General features: G+C 72.5%; 22 protein-coding genes and 1 riboswitch. Of the genes, 19 read left to right on the top strand and 3 right to left on the bottom strand.

Features of this window, described 5'->3' with window-relative positions:
* Window positions 1–5: 5 nt before the first annotated feature.
* Together ACFCY7_RS32485 and ACFCY7_RS32480 are read right to left on the bottom strand one after the other, a co-directional pair.
* The gene (locus ACFCY7_RS32485; protein ID WP_376489651.1) at window positions 6–1268 is read right to left on the bottom strand and encodes a GNAT family N-acetyltransferase; all 1263 of its coding nucleotides are present in this window, start codon (window positions 1266–1268) and stop codon (window positions 6–8) included.
* A 197-nt stretch (window positions 1269–1465) separates the two neighbouring features.
* The gene (locus tag ACFCY7_RS32480; RefSeq protein WP_376489650.1) at window positions 1466–2407 is read right to left on the bottom strand and encodes a cation diffusion facilitator family transporter; all 942 of its coding nucleotides are present in this window, start codon (window positions 2405–2407) and stop codon (window positions 1466–1468) included.
* 424 nt (window positions 2408–2831) lie between these two features.
* Between ACFCY7_RS32480 and ACFCY7_RS32475 the strand changes: the two genes are divergently transcribed.
* The 18 genes from ACFCY7_RS32475 to ACFCY7_RS32390 all read left to right on the top strand — a co-directional run bounded on the left by ACFCY7_RS32475 (window position 2832) and on the right by ACFCY7_RS32390 (window position 21607).
* Complete coding sequence (locus tag ACFCY7_RS32475) at window positions 2832–4643, top strand: DUF5941 domain-containing protein (RefSeq protein ID WP_376489653.1); 1812 nt, start codon at window positions 2832–2834, stop codon at window positions 4641–4643.
* Window positions 4640–5377 (top strand): sugar phosphate nucleotidyltransferase, encoded by a 738-nt coding sequence (locus tag ACFCY7_RS32470; protein ID WP_367819857.1) that lies wholly within the window; start codon window positions 4640–4642, stop codon window positions 5375–5377. The genes ACFCY7_RS32475 and ACFCY7_RS32470 overlap by 4 nt, the downstream gene beginning before the upstream one ends.
* Window positions 5365–6426 (top strand): iron-containing alcohol dehydrogenase family protein, encoded by a 1062-nt coding sequence (locus ACFCY7_RS32465; protein ID WP_367819859.1) that lies wholly within the window; start codon window positions 5365–5367, stop codon window positions 6424–6426. The genes ACFCY7_RS32470 and ACFCY7_RS32465 overlap by 13 nt, the downstream gene beginning before the upstream one ends.
* A complete protein-coding gene (locus ACFCY7_RS32460; RefSeq protein ID WP_376489649.1) occupies window positions 6404–7183 on the top strand; it encodes a CDP-alcohol phosphatidyltransferase family protein in 780 nt (259 codons plus the stop codon). Before ACFCY7_RS32465 ends, ACFCY7_RS32460 begins: the two co-directional genes overlap by 23 nt.
* Window positions 7184–7230: 47 nt before the next feature.
* Window positions 7231–8076: a glycosyltransferase gene (locus tag ACFCY7_RS32455; protein WP_376489652.1), complete on the top strand. Its 846-nt coding sequence runs from the start codon at window positions 7231–7233 to the stop codon at window positions 8074–8076.
* Between the two features lie 50 nt (window positions 8077–8126).
* Window positions 8127–9056 (top strand): ABC transporter permease, encoded by a 930-nt coding sequence (locus ACFCY7_RS32450; protein WP_376489648.1) that lies wholly within the window; start codon window positions 8127–8129, stop codon window positions 9054–9056.
* Window positions 9049–9834, top strand: coding sequence for an ABC transporter ATP-binding protein (locus ACFCY7_RS32445; protein ID WP_376489647.1), 786 nt, complete (start codon window positions 9049–9051; stop codon window positions 9832–9834). The genes ACFCY7_RS32450 and ACFCY7_RS32445 overlap by 8 nt, the downstream gene beginning before the upstream one ends.
* A gap of 111 nt (window positions 9835–9945) precedes the next feature.
* A complete protein-coding gene (locus ACFCY7_RS32440; RefSeq protein WP_376489646.1) occupies window positions 9946–10593 on the top strand; it encodes a TetR/AcrR family transcriptional regulator in 648 nt (215 codons plus the stop codon).
* Between the two features lie 311 nt (window positions 10594–10904).
* Window positions 10905–11816 carry a squalene synthase HpnC gene (hpnC, locus tag ACFCY7_RS32435; RefSeq protein ID WP_376489645.1) on the top strand — a complete coding sequence of 304 codons (912 nt, stop codon included), beginning with the start codon at window positions 10905–10907 and terminating at the stop codon, window positions 11814–11816.
* Window positions 11813–12763, top strand: coding sequence for a presqualene diphosphate synthase HpnD (hpnD, locus tag ACFCY7_RS32430; RefSeq protein ID WP_376489644.1), 951 nt, complete (start codon window positions 11813–11815; stop codon window positions 12761–12763). Before hpnC ends, hpnD begins: the two co-directional genes overlap by 4 nt.
* 142 nt (window positions 12764–12905) lie before the next feature.
* Window positions 12906–14375 carry a hydroxysqualene dehydroxylase HpnE gene (gene hpnE, locus ACFCY7_RS32425; protein WP_376489643.1) on the top strand — a complete coding sequence of 490 codons (1470 nt, stop codon included), beginning with the start codon at window positions 12906–12908 and terminating at the stop codon, window positions 14373–14375.
* Entirely contained in the window at window positions 14372–15472 is a 1101-nt protein-coding gene (locus tag ACFCY7_RS32420; RefSeq protein ID WP_376489642.1) for a polyprenyl synthetase family protein, read from the top strand. Before hpnE ends, ACFCY7_RS32420 begins: the two co-directional genes overlap by 4 nt.
* Window positions 15473–15579: 107 nt before the next feature.
* On the top strand, window positions 15580–17565 hold the full coding sequence (shc, locus tag ACFCY7_RS32415) for a squalene--hopene cyclase (protein ID WP_376489641.1): 1986 nt from the start codon (window positions 15580–15582) through the stop codon (window positions 17563–17565).
* Window positions 17565–18236 (top strand): 1-hydroxy-2-methyl-2-butenyl 4-diphosphate reductase, encoded by a 672-nt coding sequence (locus tag ACFCY7_RS32410; RefSeq protein ID WP_376489640.1) that lies wholly within the window; start codon window positions 17565–17567, stop codon window positions 18234–18236. The genes shc and ACFCY7_RS32410 overlap by 1 nt, the downstream gene beginning before the upstream one ends.
* 7 nt (window positions 18237–18243) lie before the next feature.
* Entirely contained in the window at window positions 18244–19266 is a 1023-nt protein-coding gene (gene hpnH, locus ACFCY7_RS32405; RefSeq protein WP_376489639.1) for an adenosyl-hopene transferase HpnH, read from the top strand.
* Between the two features lie 10 nt (window positions 19267–19276).
* Window positions 19277–20662, top strand: a complete 1386-nt coding sequence (locus ACFCY7_RS32400) for an aspartate aminotransferase family protein (protein WP_376489638.1) — start codon at window positions 19277–19279, stop codon at window positions 20660–20662.
* Between the two features lie 126 nt (window positions 20663–20788).
* The gene (locus ACFCY7_RS32395; RefSeq protein WP_376489637.1) at window positions 20789–21418 is read left to right on the top strand and encodes a helix-turn-helix domain-containing protein; all 630 of its coding nucleotides are present in this window, start codon (window positions 20789–20791) and stop codon (window positions 21416–21418) included.
* A 33-nt stretch (window positions 21419–21451) separates the two neighbouring features.
* Window positions 21452–21607, top strand: coding sequence for a DUF6126 family protein (locus ACFCY7_RS32390; protein WP_376489636.1), 156 nt, complete (start codon window positions 21452–21454; stop codon window positions 21605–21607).
* A 79-nt stretch (window positions 21608–21686) separates the two neighbouring features.
* On the opposite strand, the gene ACFCY7_RS32385 is transcribed toward ACFCY7_RS32390, so the two are convergent.
* A complete protein-coding gene (locus tag ACFCY7_RS32385) occupies window positions 21687–22508 on the bottom strand; it encodes a tyrosine-protein phosphatase (protein WP_376489635.1) in 822 nt (273 codons plus the stop codon).
* Window positions 22509–22868: 360 nt separating this feature from the next.
* Window positions 22869–23054, top strand: a riboswitch (cyclic di-AMP (ydaO/yuaA leader).
* Between the two features lie 4 nt (window positions 23055–23058).
* Between ACFCY7_RS32385 and ACFCY7_RS32380 the strand changes: the two genes are divergently transcribed.
* Entirely contained in the window at window positions 23059–24048 is a 990-nt protein-coding gene (locus ACFCY7_RS32380) for a peptidoglycan DD-metalloendopeptidase family protein (RefSeq protein ID WP_376489634.1), read from the top strand.
* Window positions 24049–24097 lie beyond the last annotated feature (49 nt).

The following is a 24097-nucleotide window of genomic DNA, read 5'->3' as shown; positions in this document are numbered from 1 at the left end:
GGAGCCTAGACGCCGAAAGCCGCCGGATAGACGAGGGTGCCCGCCGGAACCGGCACGGAGTCGTCCACGACGAGCGCCATCATCGCCTCGTCCGGGGCCTCGAAACCTGGCTTGATTCCATACTCGGACGCCCGTACGAACCCGAACCGCGGGTAGTACTCCGGATGGCCCAGGACGAGCACGAGCGGCTCGCCCCGCAGCCGGGCCGCGTCGAGCACCGCCCGGACGACGGCCTGGCCGGCCCCCGTCCGCTGGTACGCCGGCGCCACCGACACCGGCGCGAGCGCCGCCGCGGGGGCACCGCCCACCCGGCACCGGGTGATCAGCGCGTGCGCCGCGACCGTGCCGTCCGGTGCCTCGGCCACGTACGACAGGCCGGGCAGCCAGGCGTCGGCGTCGAGCCGGAGCGCCTCGACCAGATCGGCCTCGGTCGCGGAGGGCGCGGCCTCCGAACCGAAGGCCGTCGCCACGACCCGGCGGATCGCCGCCACGTCGCCGTCGGTCTCCGTGCGGGTCCGCCAGCGCGGATCCGCGGGCCGCAGGACGAAGCCCGCGTAGCCGTAGTCGGAGCCGTGCTCGCGCCGCAGCGCGATCTCGGCGCGGGCCCCCGCCACCGCCTCGGCCATGCCGGGCACGGCGGTGTCCGCCGCGTCGGCGTGGGCGGCGAGCGGGACGTAGTACTCGTCCCAGTCGCTCTCGGGCTGCGGGACGGTGCCCAGGACGTGGTAGCCGGCCTCGACCGCCGCCGCCGCGTTCTCGCCGACGGTACGGAGCCGGTAGTGGTCCTCCCAGAAGGCGCGGGCCGCCGGGCCCGGCTCGCCGGTGGTCCAGACGCACTCGGTGAGGACCAGCGTGCCGCCGGGAGCGAGCAGCCTGCGCCACTCGGCCAGCGCCCGGTCGAAGCCGAGGACGAAGACCGAGCTCTCGGCCCAGACCAGGTCGAAGGAGCCGTCCGGGAACGGCAGCGCGCCCATGTCGGCGCGCAGGGTGTGGATCGAGCCGTCGAGCCCGCGGGCCGCGGCGCTCGCGCGCAGCTCGGCGAGGAACGGTTCGTGGGTGTCGACGGCCGTCACCTCGGCGCCCGCCTCGGCGGCCAGGAGCAGCGCGCTGCGGCCCGGGCCGCAGCCCAGGTCGAGGACGCGCGGACGCTCCGGAAGCGGCCCGGAGAGCGCGAGGAGCCGACGGGTGGTGGCGTCGGAGCCGGGGCCCTGCCGCGGCAGGCCGTGGTGCAGGGCGAAGAAGGAGTCGTGCAGAGCGTTGTCGGACAACGTGGGAATCCCTTGGTGAAAGGGTCCCGGCCGACGACGTGACGGACCGGTGGGAGTACCGGGATCAGGTCAGCCGGAGACCCGGAAGCTGAAGCTGGACCGGGCGCTGCCGCACTGGGCAGCCTCCATCGCGACGGTCATCAACCTCAGCTCCTCTCCCCACGTGTTCGTACGAAAAGACTAACAGGCGGTGCCGCTCAGAGGCAGAGCTTCGCCTCGTGCTCCGCGTGGCCCACCGGCTCCAGCTGGAAGGTGCAGTGCTCCACGTCGAAGTGCGACCCCAGGCATCCCTGGAGCGCGTGCAGCATCTTCTCGTGGCCCACCGAGTCCAGCGCTCCCTGGTCCACCACCACGTGCGCCGAGAGCACCGGCATCCCCGAGGTGATCGTCCACGCGTGCAGGTCGTGCACGCCCTCCACCCCCGGCAGGGCCAGGATGTGCGCCCGCACCTCCGCCATGTCGACGCCCTTGGGCGCCGCCTCCAGGAGGACGTCGAGGGTCTCGCGCAGCAGCTTGAGCGTCCGGGGGACGATCATCAGGCCGATCACGATCGAGGCGATCGGGTCGGCGTACTGCCAGCCGGTGGCCAGGATGATCCCGGCCGCGACGATCACGGTGACCGAGCCCAGCGCGTCCGCGAGCACCTCCAGATACGCCCCGCGCACGTTGAGGCTCTCCTTCTGGCCCCGTACGAGCAGGGACAGCGAGATCATGTTGGCCACCAGACCGACCACCGCGAAGGCGATCGTCAGGCCGCCCTTGGTCTCGGCCGGCTCCAGGAACCGCTGGATCGCCTCGTACAGCACGTAGCCGCCGACGACGAGCAGCAGCAGGCAGTTGGCCAGCGCGGCCAGGATCTCCGCCCGGGCGAACCCGAAGGTGCGGTTGCCGGACGGCGGCCGGTTGGCGAAGTGGATCGCGAGCAGCGCCATCGCGAGGCCGACCGCGTCCGTCGCCATGTGCGCCGCGTCGGCGATCAGCGCGAGCGAGTCGGCGACCAGACCGCCGATGATCTCGATCACCATCACGGAGAGCGTGATGCCGAGTGCGATCCGCAGTCGGTTCCTGTAGGCGGCACCCGCGGTGCCCGTCGGGGGCGGGCCCCCGTGGCTGTGCCCGTGGTCGTGTCCAGCCCCCATGACATGGCCTCCCGGTCGTGTCGTCCGTTGTGCGCCCGATGGTTCCCGGTTGGCAAGTGAACTACGGGTGGGGGGTATGTGCAACACGGTACTGAACACCGTTGTCATATGCTCTGACCTGCGGTTATTCGAAGCGGACCGGTCACGGTCCGCACCGCCCCCGGGCCGCTCCGCGACCAGCGGCCGAGCGCGGTTTGTGAGGTGGGCCACCGATCGCCCATGATGATCACCGCCGCACGGGCGCACGCGTACGGCCACGGGTGGGCCCGGGGGAGTCCGGCCCGCGAAGCCTCGGTGAACTCGGGTTCCCGTTCATCCGATAGCCTCAGCCGACGTGTCGCCGCCCGGTGCAGGGCGGCACCGCCGCGCCCGGGGCCGCCATGAGCCCCGCCGGCCCTCCGTCAGCTCCAAGGAGTGAGTTCGTCTGTCGACCGCCATCCTCACCGGCCCGCCGGCACCCGGATCCTCGCTCGACGGAGATCTGCGGTCGCTCGGCTTCGACGTCCGGATCGCCTCCGACGCCGAGGAGACCGGCGCCCTGCTGGCCACCGTCCCGGCGGGTGAGCGCGTCGCGCTCGTCGACCCCCGCTTCGTCGGCCACGTGCACGCGCTGCGCCTCGCCCTCACCGACCCCCGGTTCCCGGCCGCGGCCGTGTCCGGCGCGCTCACCGCGCAGAGCGCGGCCCGCCCGGCGCTCGCCCGCGCGCTGACCGAGGTCTCGAAGACGTCCGCCGCCCCCGGCGCCGGCACCCTCACCGACGACCTCACCGGCACGCTCGCCGAGGCCCTCGACGCCGACGGCGTCGCCGTGCACCGGCCCGCGCTCGGCACCCTCGTCGCCACCGTGCCCACCGACGCCGAGGCCCGCCACCAGGCGCGCGCCGCCGTCGACGCCGTCGACGACGAGGCCGTCCGCCTGCGCACGGCGGTCAAGGCCCACGACGGCTTCTTCACCACCTTCTTCATCAGCACGTACTCGCGCTACATCGCCCGCTGGTGCGCGCGGCGCGGACTGACCCCCAACCAGGTCACCACCGCCTCGCTGCTCACCGCCCTGATCGCGGCCGGCTGCGCGGCGACCGGCGAGCGCGCCGGCTACATCGCCTCCGGCGTCCTGCTCATCGTCTCCTTCGTCCTCGACTGCGCCGACGGCCAGCTCGCCCGCTACGCGCTGAAGTACTCGACGCTGGGCGCCTGGCTCGACGCCACCTTCGACCGCGCCAAGGAGTACGCCTTCTACGCGGGCCTCGCCCTCGGCGCCGCCCGCAACGGCGACGACGTCTGGGCGCTCGCGCTCGGCGCGATGATCCTGATGACCTGCCGGCACGTCGTGGACTTCTCGTTCAACGAGGCCAACCACGACGCCACGGCCAACACCAGCCCCACCGCGGCCCTCTCCGACCGGCTCGACAGCGTCGGCTGGACCGTCTGGGCCCGCCGCATGATCATCCTGCCGATCGGCGAGCGCTGGGCCATGATCGCCGTCCTCATCGCCGTGACCGACCCCCGGATCGTCTTCTGGGCGCTGATCATCGGCGGCTCCTTCGGCGCCTGCTACACCACCGCCGGGCGGGTGCTGCGCTCCCTGACCCGCAAGGCGAAGCGGACCGACCGCGCCGCCCAGGCGCTGGCGGACCTCGCGGACTCGGGGCCGATCGCCGAGACCCTCGCGCGGCTCCGCACCCGCGACGCCCGCCGCTACGCGAGCACGCCGCTGCTCGCGGCCCTCGGCGCGGTGGCCGTGCTGGGCTCGGCCCTCGTCCAGGGTGACCCGTGGGTCGCGGTGAGCGGCGCCGTCGCCTACGCGCTGCTCTCCGGACTCGCCGTCTCCCAGCCCCTCAAGGGCCCCCTCGACTGGCTCCTCCCCCCGCTCTTCCGCGCCGCCGAGTACGGCACGGTCCTGATCCTCGCCGCGCGCTCCGACGCCGCCCAGGCGCTCCCCGCCGCATTCGGGCTGGTCGCGGCGGTCGCCTACCATCACTACGACACGGTGTACCGCATTCGCGGCGGCACCGGCGCGCCGCCCGCGTGGCTGGTGCGCGTCACCGGCGGACACGAGGGGCGCACGCTCCTCGTGACCGTCCTCGCCGCCCTGCTGGCGGACCGCGGTGACGACTTCACCCTGGCACTGACCGCCCTCGCGGTCGCCGTCGCGCTCGTGGTGCTCGTGGAGTCCATCCGCTTCTGGGTCTCCTCCGGAGCACCCGCCGTTCACGACGAAGGAGAAACAGCATGATCGGCCTCGTACTCGCAGCCGGTGCCGGACGGCGTCTGCGCCCCTACACGGACACCCTCCCGAAGGCCCTCGTGCCCGTCGACGGCGAGACCACGATCCTCGACCTCACGCTGAAGAACTTCGCCGAGATCGGCCTCACCGAGGTCGCGATCGTCGTCGGCTACCGCAAGGAGGCCGTCTACGACCGCAAGGACGCCCTCGAGGCGAAGTACGGCCTCAAGATCACCCTCGTCGACAACGACAAGGCCGAGGAGTGGAACAACGCCTACTCCCTGTGGTGCGCGCGCGAGGAGCTCAAGCGCGGTGTGATCCTCGCCAACGGCGACACCGTCCACCCGGTCTCGGTCGAGAAGACCCTCCTCGCGGCCCGCGGCAACGGCCAGAAGATCATCCTCGCCCTCGACACGGTGAAGAACCTCGCCGACGAGGAGATGAAGGTCATCACCGCCGAGGACAAGGGCGTCCAGCGCATCACCAAGCTGATGGACCCGGCGACCGCCACCGGCGAGTACATCGGCGTCACGCTGATCGAGGCCGAGGCCGCCGAGGAGCTCGCCGACGCCCTCAAGGCCACCTTCGAGCGCGACCCCGACCTGTACTACGAGGACGGCTACCAGGAGCTGGTCAACCGCGGCTTCACCGTCGACGTGGCCCCCATCGGCGACGTCAAGTGGGTCGAGATCGACAACCACGACGACCTCGCGAAGGGCCGTGAGATCGCGTGCCAGTACTGACCCGGCTGATCCCCTCGCCGGTCGTCGTCGACATCCGCAGGGGAGCGCTGGACGACCTGTCCGCGCTCCTCGCGGACCAGCGGATCTCCAGCAACGGCAAGATCGCCGTCGCCATCAGCGGCGGCTCGGGCCTGAAGCTGCGTGACCACTTCGCCCCCGAGCTGCCGGGTGCCGACTGGTACCCGGTCTCGGGCGGCACGATCGACGAGGCCGTCAAGCTCGCCGACGCCATGCGCGGCAAGCGGTACGACGCCGTGGTCGCCCTCGGCGGCGGCAAGATCATCGACGTGACGAAGTACGCGGCGGCCCGGGTCGGGCTGCCGCTGGTGGCCATCGCCACCAACCTGTCGCACGACGGCATCTGCTCGCCGATCTCCACCCTGGACAACGACAACGGCCGCGGCTCCTACGGCGTGCCGACCCCGATCGCGCTGGTCATCGACCTCGACGTGATCCGGGACGCCCCGGTCCGCTACGTCCGCTCCGGCATCGGCGACGCGATCTCCAACCTCTCCGCCATCGCGGACTGGGAGCTCTCCCACCGCGAGACCGGCGAGCCCGTCGACGGCCTGGCCGCCGCGATGGCCCGCAGCGCCGGCGAGGCCGTGCTCCGCCACCCCGGCGGGGTGGGCGACGACGACTTCCTCGTCACCCTCTCCGAGGGCCTGGTGATGTCCGGCATCGCCATGTCGATCAGCGGGGACAGCCGCCCCTCCTCGGGCGCCTGCCACGAGATCAGCCACGCCTTCGACCTGCTCTTCCCGGCCCGCGCCGCCAGCCACGGCGAGCAGTGCGGCCTCGGAGCGGCCTTCGCGATGCACCTGCGCGGCGCGCCCGACGCCTCCGCGCTGATGGTCGACACCCTGCGCCGGCACGGACTGCCCGTCCGGCCGGAGGAGATGGGCTTCACCGTGGACGAGTTCGTCCAGGCGGTGTCCTTCGCCCCGCAGACCCGGCCGGGCCGCTTCACCATCCTCGAACACCTCGACCTGTCCGACGACGACATCAGGGACGCGTACGCCGACTATGCAAAAGCCATCGGTAGCTGAGCTCCGACCGGTCGTCCACCCGCCCGGTGTGAAGGACCGGCGGAGCGGCGAGCACTGGGGCGGCCGCCTGTACATGCGGGAGATCTCGCTCAGGATCACCCGGCAGCTCGTCGTCACCAAGGTCACGCCGAACCAGCTCACGTACGTGATGACCCTCGCCGGTGTCCTGGCGGCGCCGGCGCTGCTGGTGCCCGGGATCCCCGGCGCGCTGCTCGGCGCGCTCATGGTCCAGCTCTACCTGCTGCTCGACTGCGTCGACGGCGAGGTGGCCCGCTGGAAGAAGCAGTACTCGCTCGCCGGCGTCTACCTGGACCGGGTCGGCGCGTACCTGTGTGACGCGGCCGTGCTCGTCGGCTTCGGCCTGCGCGCCGCCGACCTGTGGGGCTCGGGCGGGGCCGACTGGCTGTGGGCGTTCCTCGGGACCCTCGCCGCGCTCGGCGCCATCCTGATCAAGGCCGAGACCGACCTCGTCGGCGTCGCCCGCCACCAGGGCGGTCTGCCGCCGGTCAAGGAGGCGGCGTCCGAGCCGCGCTCCTCCGGCATGGCGCTGGCCCGCAGGGCGGCCGCGGCGCTGAAGTTCCACCGGCTCGTCCTCGGCATCGAGGCCTCGCTGCTGATCGTCGTCCTGGCCGTCGCCGACCAGATCCGCGGCGACCTGTTCTTCTCCCGGGTCGGCGTCGCCGTCCTCGCCGGCATCGCCCTCCTCCAGACCGTGCTGCACCTGGTGTCGATCATGGTCTCCAGCAGGCTGAAGTGAGGCCCGCCGTGAGCACACCCCTCAAGGTGGGCGCCGTCGTCATCACGATGGGCAACCGTCCGGACGACCTGCGCGCGCTGATCGACTCGGTCGCCGAGCAGCAGGGCGAGCCGGTCGAGGTCGTCGTCGTCGGCCAGGGCACCCCGGTCACCGGGGTGCCCGACTGGGTGCGGACCGTGGACCTGCCCGAGAACGTCGGCATCCCCGCCGGCCGCAACGTCGGCATCGAGGCCTTCGGCCCCGGCGGCACCGACGTCGACGTCCTGCTGTTCCTCGACGACGACGGGCTGCTCGCCCACCCGGACACCGCCGAACTCGTCCGCCAGGCCTTCACCGCCGACCCGCGCCTGGGCATCATCAGCTTCCGCATCGCGGACCCGGAGACCGGGCAGACCCAGCGCCGGCACGTGCCGAGGCTGCGGGCCTCCGACCCGATGCGCTCCTCGCGGGTGACCACCTTCCTCGGCGGCGCCAACGCCGTCCGCACCAAGGTCTTCGCCGAAGTCGGCGGACTGCCGGACGAGTTCTTCTACGCGCACGAGGAGACGGACCTCGCCTGGCGGGCGCTCGACGCCGACTGGATGATCGACTACCGTTCCGACATGGTGCTGTTGCACCCCACCACCGCCCCCTCCCGTCACGCCTCGTACCACTTCAACGTGGCTCGCAACCGAGTGTGGCTGGCACGTCGCAATCTGCCCGCGCCCCTGGTGCCGGCCTATCTCGGCGTCTGGCTCCTGCTCACCGTGGCCCGGCGGCCCTCGCTCCCCGCGCTGAAGGCATGGTTCGGCGGATTCCGCGAAGGCTGGGCGACCCCCTGCGGTCCGCGTCGTCCCATGAGGTGGCGTACGGTGTGGCGGCTGACCCGGCTGGGTCGCCCCCCGGTCGTCTGACATCGTGGTACCCGACGTGCCGCGCATCTTGCACACGAAAGTTTCGACTTGTGAGTGACACACACCAGGGCGGGGCGGTCGCGACGAGCGCGCCTCCGTCCGTCGACGAGGGCCTGTCCTCGGCCGCGCTGGCCGCGAAGTACGGCCTGTCGGTCAGCGGTGCCCGGCCCGGCCTCCTCGAGTACGTCCGGGACCTGTGGAGCCGCCGCCACTTCATCCTGGCCTTCTCGTCGGCCAAGCTGACCGCGCAGTACAGCCAGGCGAAGCTGGGCCAGGTGTGGCAGGTGGCGACCCCGCTCCTGAACGCCCTGGTCTACTACCTGATCTTCGGGCTGATCCTCGGTGCCGGGAAGGGGCTGTCCAAGGACGTCTACATCCCGTTCCTGGTCACCGGCATCTTCGTGTTCACCTTCACCCAGAACTCCGTGATGGCGGGCGTCCGGGCGATCTCCGGCAACCTGGGCCTCGTCCGGGCCCTGCACTTCCCGCGCGCCACGCTGCCCATCTCCTTCTCGCTCCAGCAGCTCCAGCAGCTGCTGTTCTCGATGATCGTGCTGGTGGCGGTCGCGATCTCCTTCGGCAGCTACCCCTCGCTCCGCTGGGTGCTGCTGGTCCCCGCGCTGTTCCTGCAGTTCGTGTTCAACATCGGCCTGGCCATGATCATGGCGAGGATGGGCGCCAAGACGCCCGACCTCGCCCAGCTGATGCCGTTCGTCATGCGGACCTGGATGTACGCGTCGGGCGTCATGTTCTCGATCTCCGCGATGCTGGCCGACAAGCCCGCGTGGATCGCCGACGTCCTTATGTACAACCCGGCGGCCGTCTACATGGACCTCATCCGCTACTCCCTCATCGACGGCTACGGCGCCGAGAACCTGCCGTCGCACGTCTGGGCGACCGCCCTCGGCTGGGCCGTGCTCTTCGGCATCGGCGGCTTCGTCTACTTCTGGAAGGCAGAGGAGAGGTACGGCCGTGGCTGACCGCAACGACTCCCACGTTCCCACCGTCATCTGCGACGACGTCCACATCGTCTACCGGGTGAACGCGGGCGGCGGCGGCAAGGGCAGTGCCACCGCGGCGCTCAGCCGGATCGTCGGCCGCGGCAAGGCCGAGGTCAGCCGGGGCGTCCGCAAGGTGCACGCGGTCCGCGGCGTCACCTTCACCGCCTACCGCGGCGAGGCCATCGGCCTCATCGGCTCCAACGGCTCCGGCAAGTCCACGCTGCTGCGTGCCATCGCCGGCCTGCTGCCCACCGAGAGCGGCAAGGTCTTCACCGACGGCCAGCCCTCGCTCCTGGGCGTCAACGCGGCCCTGATGAACGACCTCACCGGCGAGCGCAACGTGATCCTGGGCGGCCTCGCCATGGGCATGAGCCGCGAGGAGGTGCGCGACCGCTACGAGGGAATCGTCGACTTCTCCGGCATCAACGAGAAGGGCGACTTCATCAGCCTGCCCATGCGCACGTACTCCTCCGGCATGGGCGCCCGGCTCCGCTTCGCCATCGCGGCCGCCAAGAACCACGACGTCCTCCTCATCGACGAGGCCCTCGCGACCGGTGACCGCAAGTTCCAGATCCGCTCCGAGGAGCGCATCCGCGAGCTCCGCAAGGAGGCCGGCACTGTCTTCCTGGTGAGCCACAGCAACAAGTCCATCCGGGACACCTGCGACCGGGTGCTCTGGCTGGAGAAGGGGCAGCTCCTGATGGACGGCCCCACGGACGAGGTCCTCAAGGCGTACGAGCGGGAGACCGCGCGCTGAGGTCGGAGTCGGAGCCCCCGCCGGAGTCATCCGGTGGGGGCTCTTCCGTTTTCCGCGCGTCGTGCACTCGCCCGGAATGTTCATGCGGTCAACATCGGGCAGGATGTGCGCATGGCAGCGATCTCGGGGGGCAAGACCTATCACCACGGCGATCTGCGCAACGCGCTGATCTGCGCGGCCGTCGACCTGGCCACCGAAGGCGGTCCCGAACGGGTCGTCCTGCGCGAGGCGGCCCGCCGGGTCGGCGTCTCGCCCACCGCCGCCTACCGGCACTTCGACGGGCGGGGCGAGCTGCTCCGCACCGTCAGGGTCCACGCGCAGCGGGCCCTCGCCGACTCCATGGAGCGGGCCGCCGCCCGCGAGCCCGGCGCCGACGACCCGGCCCTGGCGGCCGAACGTCGGCTCGCCGCGCTCTGCCGGGGGTACGTCGGCTTCGCCGTCGCGCAGCCCGGCCTCTACCGGGCCGCGTTCTGCATGGTCCGGCCGGGCGGCCCCGACGAGCCGATGCCGGAGCACCGGGCCCCCGAGTCCGAGGTCCGCGCGTTCGCCCTGTTCGGGGAGGCGCTGGACGCGCTCGCCCGGACCGGCGCCCCGTGGCGGGACGCCCGCCCGTCCGCCGGCGCCGCGGCGTGGTCGGCCGTGCACGGACTGTCACTTCTGCTGCTCGAAGGCCCGCTTCGGCGTCTTCCCGTCCAGCGCAGGAACGCCGTCGTCGAGACCACCCTCGCGATGGTCGTCTCCGGGGCCCGCGTCCCCTGACGCCCGCTGGGATGAACTCCCTTGCGAGGCAGGTGTGTTGACGACCCGTACGGATGGGGCGCCGGATGTCCGCCACCCCGGAATGGCGACGGTCGTCGTACAACGTAAGCTGGACCGGTCTGATTCGCGGCAAGTAGGGCCATTCCCCACCGCCATCGGGCCTCCGGGTGGCGGCTCTACGGGCAGGGGTCGGCGGCGTGTCCGAAATAGGATGGATTGGGTCAGCAGTGTAGAACGGGAGACGTGACGGCCATGACGCAGAATCTCCAGCTCCATGAGGGTGTCGCCGTCCCTCCGTCGGGCAGTGGCCTGTGACGGACACCCGGCAGGCGCGCCCCGACGCCTCCTCGCGCGCCACACTCGGCAAGGCCGCGGACGAGAACTTCCCCGTGGCCCCCTTCTTCCTGCCCCGCGCCTGGCGCGACGACCTCATGGCCGTCTACGGCTTCGCCCGCCTGGTCGACGACATCGGCGACGGCGACCTCGCCCCCGGCGGCTCCGACGCCCGGCACCTCGGCGTCGGCCCCGAGCACGCCGACGACCGGCTCGCCGTCCTCGACGCCTTCGAGACCGACCTCCACCGCGTCTTCGACGGCACCCCCCACCACCCGCTGCTGCGCGCGCTCCAGCCGACCGTGCGGCGGTGCGGGCTCCGCCCCGAGCCGTTCCTCGGCCTCATCGCGGCCAACCGGCAGGACCAGCTGGTCCGCCGCTACGAGACGTACGACGACCTCCTCGCGTACTGCGAGCTCTCCGCCAACACCGTCGGCCGGCTCGTCCTCGGCATCACCGGCACCGAGACGCCCGAGCGGATCCGGCGCTCCGACGAGATCTGCACCGCCCTCCAGATCGTCGAGCACCTCCAGGACGTCGCCGAGGACCTCGGCCGCGACCGGATCTACCTGCCCGCCGAGGACCTCAAGCGCTTCCACGTCACCGAGAGCGACCTGGCACAGCCGACCGCCGGAGCCTCCGTGCGCGCCCTGATCGCCTTCCAGGCCGAGCGGGCGCGCGAGCTGCTCCACGCGGGCACCCCGCTCGTCGGCAGCGTCCACGGCCGGCTGCGCCTCCTCCTCGCCGGCTTCACCGCCGGGGGACTCGCGGCCCTCGACGCCGTCGCCGACGCCGGATTCGACGTACTGACCGGCCCACCGAAGGCCACCAAGCCGAGCCTGATGCGCCAGGCGGGAGCGGTTCTGCTCCGGGCGCGGAAAGAGGGGTGAGCGCGACCGTGGAGGCACAGCCCCAGCCGTCCGCACCGGTACTGGCCGCCTACAGCTACTGCGAGGCGGTCACCGGCCAGCAGGCCCGTAACTTCGCCTACGGGATCCGGCTGCTGCCGGCCGACAAGCGCCAGGCGATGTCCGCGCTGTACGCCTTCTCCCGGCGCGTCGACGACATCGGCGACGGCGCGCTCGCGCCCGAGGCCAAGCGCGAGCGGCTCGAAGCCACCCGGGTCCTGCTCGACCGGGTGCGCGCGGGCAAGGTCGACGAGGACGACACCGACCCGGTGGCCGTCGCCCTCGCCGACTCGGCCCGCCGCTTCCCCATCCCGCTCGGCGGCCTCGACGAACTCATCGACGGCGTCCTCATGGACGTGCGCGGCGCGACCTACGAGACCTGGGACGACCTCAAGGTCTACTGCCGCTGCGTCGCGGGCGCGATCGGGCGCATCTCCCTCGGCGTCTTCGGCACCCAGCCCGGCGCCGCGGGCGCCGACCGGGCCCCCGAGTACGCCGACACCCTCGGCCTCGCGCTCCAACTCACCAACATCCTCAGGGACGTACGCGAGGACGCCGGGAACGGCCGCACCTATCTGCCCTCCGACGACCTCGCCAAGTTCGGCTGCGGGGAGGGCTTCGGCAGCGAGACGATGCCCACCGGCTCCGACTTCGCCGGGCTCGTCCACTTCGAAGTGCGGCGCGCCCGCGCCCTGTTCGCCGAGGGCTACCGGCTGCTCCCGCTGCTCGACCGGCGCAGCGGCGCCTGCGTCGCGGCCATGGCCGGCATCTACCGCCGCCTCCTCGACCGGATCGAGCGCGACCCCGAGGCCGTGCTGCGCGGCCGCGTCTCGCTGCCGGGGCGCGAGAAGGCGTACGTCGCGGTGCGCGGCCTGTCCGGCCTCGACACCCGCACCATCGCCCGCCGCACCGTCAGGGGGCGTGCCTGATGCGACCGTACGCTTCCGACCGCCGCGCAACCCCGGGCGCCGTTCCGGCGTCCCTGCCGGGGGCGGCCGTGCCCGCGACGGCCGTGCGCCCGACGGACGCGTCCGCGCCGACCCCGCCCCTGACGACCCGAACGGAGGCCGCGTGACGACCGACGGAACCGAGCGGAACGCCCTGCCGGGCACCGAGCCGACCCGCCGCGCGGGCCGTCCCGGCGACCCGCGGTCCGGCGACGGCGGCGACCGGCGGCGGCACGTCGTCGTGGTCGGCGGCGGGCTCGCCGGCATCACCGCCGCGCTCCAGCTCGCCGACGCGGGCGTCCGCGTCACCCTGCTCGAAGGCCGGCCCCGGCTCGGCGGCCTCGCCTTCTCGTTCCGCCGCGGCGAGCTCACCGTCGACAACGGCCAGCACGTCTACCTGCGCTGCTGCACCGCCTACCGCTGGTTCCTCGACCGGGTCGACGGCGCCCGCCTCGCCCCGCTCCAGGACCGCCTCGACGTGCCCGTCCTCGACGTCGGCCACCCCGGCGGCCCCCGCCTCGGCCGGATCCGCCGCGACGCCCTCCCCGTGCCGCTGCACCTCGCCCGCAGCCTCGCCACCTACCCGCACCTGTCCCTCGCCGAGCGGGCCTCCGTCGGACGGGCCGCGCTCGCCCTGAGGAAGCTGGACCCCGCCGACCCGGCGCTCGACGGCATCGACTTCGCCACCTGGCTCGGCCGGCACGGACAGTCCCCGCGGACCGTCGAGGCCCTGTGGGACCTCGTCGGCATCCCCACCCTCAACGCGCCGGCCCCGCAGGCCTCCATGGGACTCGCCGCGATGGTCTTCAAGACCGGACTCCTCTCCGAGCCCGGTGCCGCCGACATCGGCTGGGCCCACGTCCCGCTCGGCGAACTCCACGACACCCGCGCCGCGAAGGAACTCGACTCGCTCGGCGTCCGCACCGCGCTCCGCACCAAGGCCGAGCGGATCTCCCGTACCGACGACGGGCGTTGGGCCGTCGACGTGCCCGGCGAGACGATCACGGCGGACGCCGTCGTCCTCGCCGTGCCGCAGCAGGAGACCCACGGCCTGCTGCCCGAGGGCGCCCTCGACGACCCCGACCGGCTCCTCGACATCGCCACCGCGCCGATCCTCAACCTGCACGTGGTCTACGACCGCAAGGTGCTGAAGCGTCCCTTCTTCACCACCCTCGGCTCCCCGGTGCAGTGGGTCTTCGACCGCACCGACTCCTCCGGACTGACCGGCGGCGGCCAGTACCTCGCCGTCTCCCAGTCCGCCGCCCAGGACGAGATCGACGAGCCCGTCGCCGCCCTGCGCGCGAAGTACCTCCCCGAGCTGGAGCGGCTGCTCCCCGCCGCCCGCGGCGCGGGGGTCCGCGACTTCTTCGTCACCAGGGAGCGGACGGCCACGTTCGCCCCCACCCCGGGCGTCGGCCGGCTGCGGCCCGGCGCCCGCACCGGGGCACCGGGCCTCTACCTGGCCGGAGCCTGGACCGCCACCGGCTGGCCCGCGACCATGGAGGGTGCCGTCCGCAGTGGTTTCAGCGCCGCGGGCGCCGCGCTCTCCGCCTTCGGCCGCCGCCACGACCATCCGCTACAGGAGGCGGCATGAGTGTGAGTACCGGAACAAGAGGAGAGACCGTGCCGACTGCGCCGCCGGGTAATCCGGCCGTCGACACCGCGGACGTGTCCGCACTGCTGGAGCGGGGGCGGACCCTGTCCACCCCCGTACTGCGGGCGGCCGTCGACCGCCTCGCGTCGCCCATGGACACCGTGGCCGCCTACCACTTCGGCTGGATCGACGCCCAGGGCAACCCCGCCGACGGCGACGGCGGCAAGGCCGTCCGCCCGGCGCTCGCCCTGCTGTCGGCCGAGGCCGCGGGCGCCGCGCCCGAGATCGGGATCCCCGGCGCCGTCGCCGTGGAACTCGTCCACAACTTCTCGCTGCTCCACGACGACCTGATGGACGGCGACGAGCAGCGCCGCCACCGCGACACCGTGTGGAAGGTGCACGGCCCCGCGCAGGCCATCCTCGTCGGCGACGCGCTCTTCGCCCTCGCCAACGAGATCCTGCTGGAACTCGGGACCGTCGAGGCCGGCCGGGCCACCCGCCGGCTCACCACGGCCAGCCGCAAGCTCATCGACGGGCAGGCCCAGGACATCTCCTACGAGCACCGCGAGCGGGTCACCGTCGAGGAGTGCCTGGAGATGGAGGGCAACAAGACGGGCGCCCTGCTCGCCTGCGCCGTCTCCATCGGCGCCGTCCTCGGCGGCGCCGACGACCGCACCGCCGACAAGCTGGAGGAGTACGGCTACCACCTCGGCCTCGCCTTCCAGGCCGTGGACGACCTCCTCGGCATCTGGGGCGACCCGGAGGCCACCGGCAAGCAGACCTGGAGCGACCTGCGCCAGCGCAAGAAGTCCCTCCCGGTCGTCGCCGCCCTCGCCGCCGGCGGCGAGGCCTCCGAGCGGCTCGGCGAGCTGCTCGCCGCGGACGCCAAGTCCAACGACTTCGACACCTTCTCCGAGGAGGAGTTCGCCTTCCGGGCCGCCCTCATCGAGGAGGCCGGCGGACGCGAGTGGACCTCCCAGGAGGCCCGCCGCCAGCACGCCGTCGCGATCGAGGCCCTGGACGAGGTGGACATGCCCGCCCGGGTGCGGGCGCAGCTCGTCGCCCTGGCCGACTTCGTGGTCGTACGGAAGAGATGATCACCATCACCCTGATATGAGTTCGCGGTCGCCGGCCGGTGCCACCCGGCGCCGGCCGACGGCAGACCCGTAGAAGCAGAAGAATCCGACTGCGCAAAGGGGAAGCCATGACAGCGACGACCGACGGAAGCGCCGGGGCCGTGGGCCCCCGAGCGGCCGCGGCCAGCACCACGCACGACACCGACGCCTCGGCGCCGGACCTCGACGAGGCCGCCGCGCGGGCCGCGGAACGGGCCGTCGAGCACCTGCTCGCCCGCCAGGACCCGGCGGGCTGGTGGAAGGGCGACCTGGAGACCAACGTCACCATGGACGCCGAGGACCTCCTCCTCCGCCAGTTCCTCGGCATCCTCGACGCCGACACCACCCGGGCCTCCGCCCTCCACATCCGCCGCGAACAGCGCGAGGACGGCGCCTGGGCGACCTTCTACGGCGGACCGGGCGAGCTCTCCGCCACGGTCGAGGCCTATGTGGCGCTGCGCCTCGCCGGCGACCCGCCCGAGGCCCCGCACATGGCCAGGGCCGCCACCTGGGTCCGCGCCCGCGGCGGGATCGCCGCCGCCCGGGTCTTCACCCGGATCTGGCTGGCCCTCTTCGGCTGGTGGCGCTGGGAGGACCTGCCCGAACTGCCCCCGGAGCTGCTCTTCCTGCCGAAGTGGTTCCCGCTCAACATCTACGACTTCGGCTGCTGGGCACGGCAGACCATCGTGCCGCTCACCGTCGTCTCCGCGAAGCGCCCGGTCCGCCCCGCGCCCTTCCCGCTCGACGAACTGCACACCGACCCGGCCCGGCCGAACCCGCCCCGCCCCCTCGCCCCCGCGACCGGCTGGGACGGCCTCTTCCAGCGGCTCGACAAGGCGCTGCACGTCTACCACCGGATGGCGCCCCGCGCGCTCCGCGGGACCGCCATGAACGTCGCCGCGCGGTGGATCGTCGAGCGCCAGGAGAACGACGGCTGCTGGGGCGGCATCCAGCCCCCGGCCGTCTACTCGGTCATCGCCCTCCACCTCCTCGGCTACGACCTCGGCCACCCCGTCATGCGGGCCGGCCTGGAGTCGCTCGACCGCTTCGCCGTGTGGCGCGAGGACGGCTCGCGCATGATCGAGGCCTGCCAGTCGCCCGTCTGGGACACCTGCCTCGCCACCATCGCGCTCGCCGACGCGGGCGTCGCCCCCGACGACCCGGCGCTCGTGAAGGCCGTCGACTGGATGCTGGACGAGGAGATCACCAAGTCCGGGGACTGGGCGGTCCGCCGCCCCGGACTGCCGCCGGGCGGCTGGGCGTTCGAGTTCCACAACGACAACTACCCCGACATCGACGACACCGCCGAGGTGCTGCTCGCGCTGCGCCGGGTGAAGCACCCCGACCCCGCGCGGGTCGAGGCGGCCGTCGCCCGGGGCGCGCGCTGGACGCTCGGCATGCAGTCGCAGGACGGCGGTTGGGGCGCCTTCGACGCCGACAACACCAGCCCGTTCCCCAACAAGCTGCCGTTCTGCGACTTCGGCGAGGTGATCGACCCGCCCTCCGCCGACGTCACCGCCCACGTCGTGGAGATGCTCGCGTACGAGGGCCTCGCCCAGCACCCCAGGGCCCGCCGGGGAATCGAGTGGCTCCTGGCCGAACAGGAGCCGAACGGCGCCTGGTTCGGCCGCTGGGGCGTCAACCACGTGTACGGGACGGGCTCGGTGCTCCCGGCGCTCACCGCCGCCGGACTGCCCCTGTCCCATCCGGCGCTCCGCCGGGCCGTCGGCTGGCTGGGAGCCGTGCAGAACGAGGACGGCGGCTGGGGCGAGGACCTCCGCTCGTACGAGGACGAGACGAGCGTCGGCCGCGGCGCCTCGACCGCCTCCCAGACCGCGTGGGCGCTGATCGCCCTGCTCGCCGCCGGCGAGCGGGAGTCCGAGGCCGTCCGGCGGGGCGTCGCCTGGCTCGCCGCGACCCAGCGCGAGGACGGGTCCTGGGACGAGCCGTACTTCACCGGCACCGGCTTCCCCTGGGACTTCTCCATCAACTACCACCTCTACCGGCAGGTGTTCCCGCTCACCGCGCTCGGACGGTACGTGCACGGGGAGCCCTCGCCCGGCAAGGACCGCTGATGGGCCGCGAACCCGGCCCCGGCGCCACCCCGCCGCTGCTGATCGCCTGCGCGCTCGGCATCGAGCAGTTCGCCCTGCGCAGCGGGGACCGCGGCGGCGCCCCGGGCCCGGTGACCGTGCTGCGCACCGGCATGGGCCCGGACCGGGCCCGCCGGGCCGTCTCGCGGGCCCTCGGCGAGGAGCGCTGGCGGGACGCCGCCGTCATCGCCTCCGGGTTCTGCGCCGGCCTCGCCCCCGGCATGCACCCGGGGGACCTGATCGTCGCCGACGAGACCAGGGGGCCCGACGGCACCACGCCCTGCACGGGCACCGACCTCCTGGTGAAGGCCCTCGCCAAGGCGGTGCCCGGGCGGGCCGTGCACACCGGGCCGCTCACCGGCTCCGACCACGTGGTGCGCGGCCCCGAGCGGGTCGAGCTGCGGGCCGGAGGGGCGATCGCCGTCGACATGGAGTCCGCCACCACGCTCCGCACCGCCCGGTCCGCCGGGGCGTTCGGGGACGGCCTCGGCGACCGCCCGGTTGCGGCCGTCCGGGTGGTCGTGGACGCTCCGGAACATGAACTGGTCCGGATCGGCACGGTACGCGGGGGAATATCAGCCTTCCGTGTCCTTCGTGCCGTCCTTCCCGCGTTCTTCGAATGGCACCGTTCTTTGCTGCTCCCCAGGAGGTGAACGAGTTATGGCCATGCCGCTCCGTCAGTCCATCCGGGTCGGGACCTACCTCTTCGAACAGAAGCTCCGCAAGCGGGACAAGTTCCCGCTGATCGTCGAGCTGGAGCCGCTCTACGCCTGCAACCTCAAGTGCGAGGGCTGCGGGAAGATCCAGCACCCGGCGGGTGTCCTCAAGCAGCGCATGCCGGTCGCCCAGGCGGTCGGCGCGGTCCTCGAGTCCGGTGCGCCCATGGTGTCCATCGCCGGCGGCGAGCCGCTGATGCACCCCCAGATCCACGAGATCGTGCGCCAGCTGGTGGACCGGCGCAAGTACGTCTTCCTGTGCACCAACGCGATGCTGCTGCGCAAGAAGCTGGAGGACTTCACGCCCTCCCCGTATTTCGCCTTCGCCGTGCACATCGACGGCCTGCGTGAACGGCACGACGAATCCGTCGCGAAGGAGGGCGTGTTCGACGAGGCGGTGGCGGCGATCAAGGAGGCCAAGCGGCGCGGTTTCCGGGTCACCACCAATTCGACGTTCTTCAACACCGACACCCCGCAGACCATCATCGAGGTGCTCAATTTCCTCAACGACGACCTCCAGGTCGACGAAATGATGATCTCGCCCGCCTACGCCTACGAGAAGGCCCCCGACCAGGAGCACTTCCTCGGCGTCGAGCAGACCAGGGAACTCTTCAAGAAGGCCTTCGCAGGAGGGAACCGGCGCCGCTGGCGGCTCAACCACTCGCCGCTCTTCCTGGACTTCCTGGAAGGAAAGGCGGACTTCCCCTGCACCGCCTGGGCCATTCCCAACTACTCGCTCTTCGGGTGGCAGCGCCCCTGCTATCTGATGAGCGACGGCTACGTCCCCACGTACCGCGAACTCGTCGAGGAGACCGACTGGGACAAGTACGGACGCGGTAAGGACCCGCGCTGCGCCAACTGCATGGCGCACTGCGGATACGAGCCCACCGCCGTCCTCGCCACCATGGGCTCCCTCAAGGAGTCCCTGCGCGCGATCCGGGAGACCGTCTCCGGGAACAACGGGTGAGGCGGCCGGGATGAGCGCCGAGTTCGACCTGCGGGCGCTGCTCGACGCGCGCGGCGGCGAGCGCTACGAGCTGCACGCCAAGTACCTCAACCACCAGCTGCCGCGCATGCTGCACACCATCGGCTTCGACAAGGTGTACGAGCGGGCCGAGGGCGCCCACTTCTGGGACGCCGACGGCGTCGACCACCTCGACATGCTCGCCGGCTTCGGCGTCATGGGCCTCGGACGGCACCACCCCGTCGTCCGCAAGGCCCTCCACGACGTCCTGGACGCCCAGCTCGCCGACCTCACCCGCTTCGACTGCCAGCCGCTCCCCGGGCTGCTCGCCGAGCGGCTGCTCGCCCACAGTCCGCACCTGGACCGGGTCTTCTTCGGCAACAGCGGCACCGAGGCCGTGGAGACCGCCCTGAAGTTCGCCCGGTACGCCACCGGGCGCCCCAGGGTCCTCTACTGCTCCCACGCCTTCCACGGACTCACCACCGGCTCCCTCTCCGTCAACGGGGAGCGGGGCTTCCGGGAGGGATTCGACCCGCTCCTGCCGGACACCGCGATCGCCCTCGGCGACCTCGACGCCCTGGAGCGGGAGCTGCGCCGGGGCGACGTGGCCGCCTTCGTCGTCGAGCCCATCCAGGGCAAGGGCGTCCACGAGGCGCCGCCGGGCTTCCTGCGGTCCGCCCAGGAGCTGCTGCACCGGCACGGGGCCCTGCTGATCGCCGACGAGGTGCAGACCGGCCTCGGCCGGACCGGCGACTTCTACGCGTACCAGCACGACGAGGGCGTCGAGCCGGACCTGGTCTGCGTCGCCAAGGCGCTCTCCGGCGGTTACGTGCCGGTCGGCGCCACACTCGGCAAGGACTGGATCTTCAAGAAGGTGTACTCGTCGATGGACCGCGTCCTGGTCCATTCGGCGAGCTTCGGGTCCAACGCGCAGGCCATGGCGGCCGGGCTCGCCGTCCTGTCGGTCATGGAGGCCGAGGGAACGGTCGCCCACGCCCGCCGGATCGGCGACCTGCTCTCCGGGCGCCTCAAGGAGCTCGTGCCCCGGTACGAGCTGCTGCACGAGATCCGCGGGCGCGGGCTGATGATCGGGATCGAGTTCGGCCGGCCGACCTCCCTCGGGCTGCGCGGCCGCTGGACGATGCTCCAGGCGGCCCGCAAGGGCCTCTTCGCCCAGATGGTCGTCGTCCCGCTGCTCCAGCGGCACCGGATCCTCACGCAGGTCTCCGGCGACCACCTGGAGGTGATCAAGCTGATCCCGCCGCTGATCATCGACGAGGCGGACGTGGACCGGTTCGTCACCGCCTTCACGGCGGTCATGGACGAGGCGCACGGGGGCGGCGGGCTGATGTGGGACTTCGGGAGGACGCTGGTGAAGCAGGCGGTCGCGCAGCGCTGACGCGCACCGGCCGTCGGTGTCCCCGGGCTTCCCCGGGCCGACACCCGGCTTCCACCGGCTTCCACCAGCTTTTGCCTCTGAGGCAAGAAACTTGCCTCAGAGGCATGTTCCTGGCGGAATGGACGCATGGACCACGTCCCCGGGGAAGCCTCCCCGGACCCCGCCGCCTCCGGCGTCCTGCCCGACGTCGCCCCGCAGCTGCGGGCCCTGCGCCGCCGCCGGGGGCTCACCCTGGAGGCCGCCGCCCAGCGCGCCGGCCTCTCGCCCGCCCACCTCTCGCGGCTGGAGACGGGGAACCGGCAACCCTCGCTGCCGATGCTGCTCGCGCTCGCACGCATCTACGGTACGACGGTGTCCGAGCTCCTGGGCGAGACACCGCCCGAGCGCGACCCCGTCGTGCGGGCCGACCGCTCCGACCCCGTCGAGGCCGACGGCTGGATCTACCGCCAGGCCGGCGGCGCCGGACGCGCCCTCCAGTGCCTGCGCGTCCACGTGCCGTACGCCACCCGGGCCGACATCGTGCGGGTGCACCCGGGCGAGGAGTGGATCCACGTCCTGGAGGGCCGGGTGCGGCTCGCGCTCGGCGAGGCCGTCCACGTCCTCGACCCGGGGGACAGCGCGCACTTCGACTCGCTGACCCCGCACCGGATCGGCGCCGCCACTCCCGGCGGGGCCGAGCTCCTCTTCGTCCACACGCTGATGCAGAGTCCCGCCGCCGAGCTGTGCCTCGGCGACGGAACCCCGCACCTGCGCTGAACCCGCGTGACCCTTCCCCAGGAAAGGATCGACATGTCCGAGAAGTCCGCATCTGTCACCGGCGAGGAGCGGGGAGAGGGCAAGTTCCCCAAGGGGCTCGTGCTCCGTCTCTTCGCCTACCTGATCGCCGGCCACCTCTTCGCCGGCTTCCTCTACCTGCTCTTCATGCTGGGCGGGCAGAACCAGTAGCGGCGGTCCGGCGGGAGCGGCCCGGGCCACCCGGCGGGCCGCCGGGGGTGGCGCGGGCGGGGGGCGGTGCGGGTGGAGGTCACGCCTCCGTGAGCAGCTGCTCCCGCAGGCGCTCGCGGGTCTCCGGGGCCAGCTTCAGGCCCTCCGCGAGGTAGGCGTCCACCGTGCCCCAGGTCGCCTCGATCGTCTCGAAGGCGGCCCGGAGGTACTCCACCCGCGCGTCGAACAGCGGGCTCAGCAGCTCCATCACCTCGGGCGACATCGCGTCGGGGGAGGTGGAGCTGCGGCGCACCTTGTAGCGGCGGTGCGGGTCGTTCGACTTCACGTAGTCGGCCTCGATCGCCTCCCGCTCGACCCCGACGGCGAGCAGCGTGATCGCGATGGAGAGCCCGGCGCGGTCCTTGCCGGCCGCGCAGTGCATCAGGGCGGGGACGCTCTCCTCCGCCATGGAGTGCAGGATCCGGCTGTGCTCCGACGCCCGCTCGACCACCATCTTCCGGTACGAGTCGGACATCCGGGCGGCCGCCTTGCCGTCGCCGAGGATCTCCCGCAGCTGCTCCGTCTCGCCGTCGCTGACCAGCTTCCAGAACTCCTTGCCGTCCGCCGGGTCGTTGAGGGGTATGTTCACGTTCCGTACGCCGGGCAGCTCGACGTCCGGGCCCTCGACCTTCCGGTCGGCCTCGTTGCGGAAGTCGAAGACGGTGTGCAGTCCCAGCGTGGCGAGGAAGGCGGCGTCGCTCTCGGTCGCGTGGGCGAGGTGGCCGCTGCGGAAGAGACGGCCGGCGCGGACGGCGCGCCCGTCCGTCGTCGGCAGGCCGCCCACATCCCTGAAGTTGCGGACCGCCGCCAGCTCGGGCTCGTCGGCTTCGGTGGGCGGGACCTGCGGAAGCTGCTGCGTCACGGATGCTCCTGGGTGTCGTCGTTCGGGTGCCCGACGCGAGATCGGTTCCAGGGGCAATCATCCCGGTGGGGCGGTGAAGGCGCACCCCCTCGGACGGTAATGGGCGATCTGTCCGAATTGAGGCGTTAGGGGTAACGCGCCCTGGTTGCAGGCGAGATGGGTCGGGACGCGTGAGCAGCGTCATAAAGGTGACGGATCGTGGCCGACCGCCCGGAGTAATTTCCGTGCGCAAAAAGGAAATCGAAGGACCGTCATCGACGCAGGGTGACCGGAATTCGAGCCGAATGGCACCCCCGGGAATCCCCCTCGAAAACAGTGGCTTGTTCGCGCCGACCCCGCTCGTCTAGCGTCACCGTCAATCCGGTCGGACCGCCGAATCCTGCCACCGTCCGGAATTCACTCACCCATGTGTGGCAGGAGCGGGGGACCCAGGAAGTACGCCGGTCCCGCGATGCAGGACGGCTTGGGGTGAAGCCGCGTGAGAACGCGGCCGGGCATCTCCAGTCCGAACCCGACAGCTCACCTCGCAGGCGCCGGAGAGGAATTCGCCATGCCCGCGAAGGGTAAGCACCGCCGTCCCAGGAACAACCCCCTCACCCGTGGACTCGCCGTCGCCGGCACCGGTGGCGCCGTCGTCGCCCTCCCGCTCCTCGGAGCGACCGGGGCCCACGCCGCCGAGCAGTCCGCTCCGGCCGCCGTCCCGAGCCACGCCGTCACCGCCGCCGCGCAGGTGAAGGCCCCCGCCGCCGTCGAGGCCGCCCCCGCCAAGGCCGCGCCCAGGACGTACTCCGTCGTCCGCGGCGACTACCTGTCGAAGATCGCCGCCGAGCACCACCTCGCCGGCGGCTGGCAGAAGCTGTACGCCGACAACCGCCAGGTCGTCGGCGAGGACCCCTCGCTGATCCTCCCCGGCATGAAGCTCACCCTCGGCGCCAAGGGGTCCGCGCCCGCCGCCCCGAAGAGCACCGCGCCCGAGGCCGCCCCCAAGAGCACGCAGAGCTCGAAGAACGGCGACACCCCGCGCGCCTCCCGCGGCACCGAGCGCTCCTCCGCCCCGGCCGCCGCCACCTCGGAGACCACCACCTCGCAGTCCTCGCAGACCGCGCAGTCGTCGGGCTCCTCGACCTCCGCCTCCGGCTGGGTCGCCCCCGTCGCCGGCGGCGGCTTCTCCACCCCGTACCACGCCTCCGGCTCCATGTGGTCCTCCGGCTACCACACCGGTGTCGACTTCATCGCCTCCTCCGGCACCACCGTCCGCGCCGTCGGCGCCGGCACGGTCGTCTCCGCCGGCTGGAGCGGCGCCTACGGCAACGAGGTCGTCATCCAGCACGCCGACGGCAACTACTCGCAGTACGCGCACCTCTCCTCCCTCTCCGTCTCGTCCGGCCAGACCGTCACCGGCGGCCAGCAGATCGGCCTCTCCGGTTCCACCGGCAACTCCACCGGCCCGCACCTGCACTTCGAGATCCGCACCACGCCGAACTACGGCTCGGACATCGACCCGCTGGCCTACCTGCGCCAGCACGGCGTCTCCGTCTGACGCGGACGCCTTCCGACGCGGACGCCTTCCGGCGGCCCGGCACCCCGGG

Origin of the sequence: Streptomyces sp. NPDC056361, assembly GCF_042262805.1 — a bacterium.
Lineage (GTDB): Bacteria > Actinomycetota > Actinomycetes > Streptomycetales > Streptomycetaceae > Streptomyces.
Note: the sequence above shows the minus strand (reverse complement) of the source record. Positions and strands in the feature narration are given on the sequence as shown.

Bases quoted from the DNA above. Each gene is read 5' to 3' on its own strand.
- hpnH (WP_376489639.1), top strand. From the start codon at position 18,244: ATGGCCATGCCGCTCCGTCAGTCCATCCGGGTCGGGACCTACCTCTTC.
- ACFCY7_RS32395 (WP_376489637.1), top strand. From the start codon at position 20,789: ATGGACCACGTCCCCGGGGAAGCCTCCCCGGACCCCGCCGCCTCCGGC.
- ACFCY7_RS32440 (WP_376489646.1), top strand. From the start codon at position 9,946: ATGGCAGCGATCTCGGGGGGCAAGACCTATCACCACGGCGATCTGCGC.
- ACFCY7_RS32470 (WP_367819857.1), top strand. From the start codon at position 4,640: ATGATCGGCCTCGTACTCGCAGCCGGTGCCGGACGGCGTCTGCGCCCC.
- ACFCY7_RS32480 (WP_376489650.1), bottom strand. From the start codon at position 2,407: ATGGGGGCTGGACACGACCACGGGCACAGCCACGGGGGCCCGCCCCCG.
- ACFCY7_RS32460 (WP_376489649.1), top strand. From the start codon at position 6,404: ATGCAAAAGCCATCGGTAGCTGAGCTCCGACCGGTCGTCCACCCGCCC.
- ACFCY7_RS32420 (WP_376489642.1), top strand. From the start codon at position 14,372: ATGAGTGTGAGTACCGGAACAAGAGGAGAGACCGTGCCGACTGCGCCG.
- ACFCY7_RS32410 (WP_376489640.1), top strand. From the start codon at position 17,565: ATGGGCCGCGAACCCGGCCCCGGCGCCACCCCGCCGCTGCTGATCGCC.
- shc (WP_376489641.1), top strand. From the start codon at position 15,580: ATGACAGCGACGACCGACGGAAGCGCCGGGGCCGTGGGCCCCCGAGCG.
- ACFCY7_RS32455 (WP_376489652.1), top strand. From the start codon at position 7,231: ATGGGCAACCGTCCGGACGACCTGCGCGCGCTGATCGACTCGGTCGCC.
- ACFCY7_RS32390 (WP_376489636.1), top strand. From the start codon at position 21,452: ATGTCCGAGAAGTCCGCATCTGTCACCGGCGAGGAGCGGGGAGAGGGC.
- ACFCY7_RS32400 (WP_376489638.1), top strand. From the start codon at position 19,277: ATGAGCGCCGAGTTCGACCTGCGGGCGCTGCTCGACGCGCGCGGCGGC.
- ACFCY7_RS32380 (WP_376489634.1), top strand. From the start codon at position 23,059: ATGCCCGCGAAGGGTAAGCACCGCCGTCCCAGGAACAACCCCCTCACC.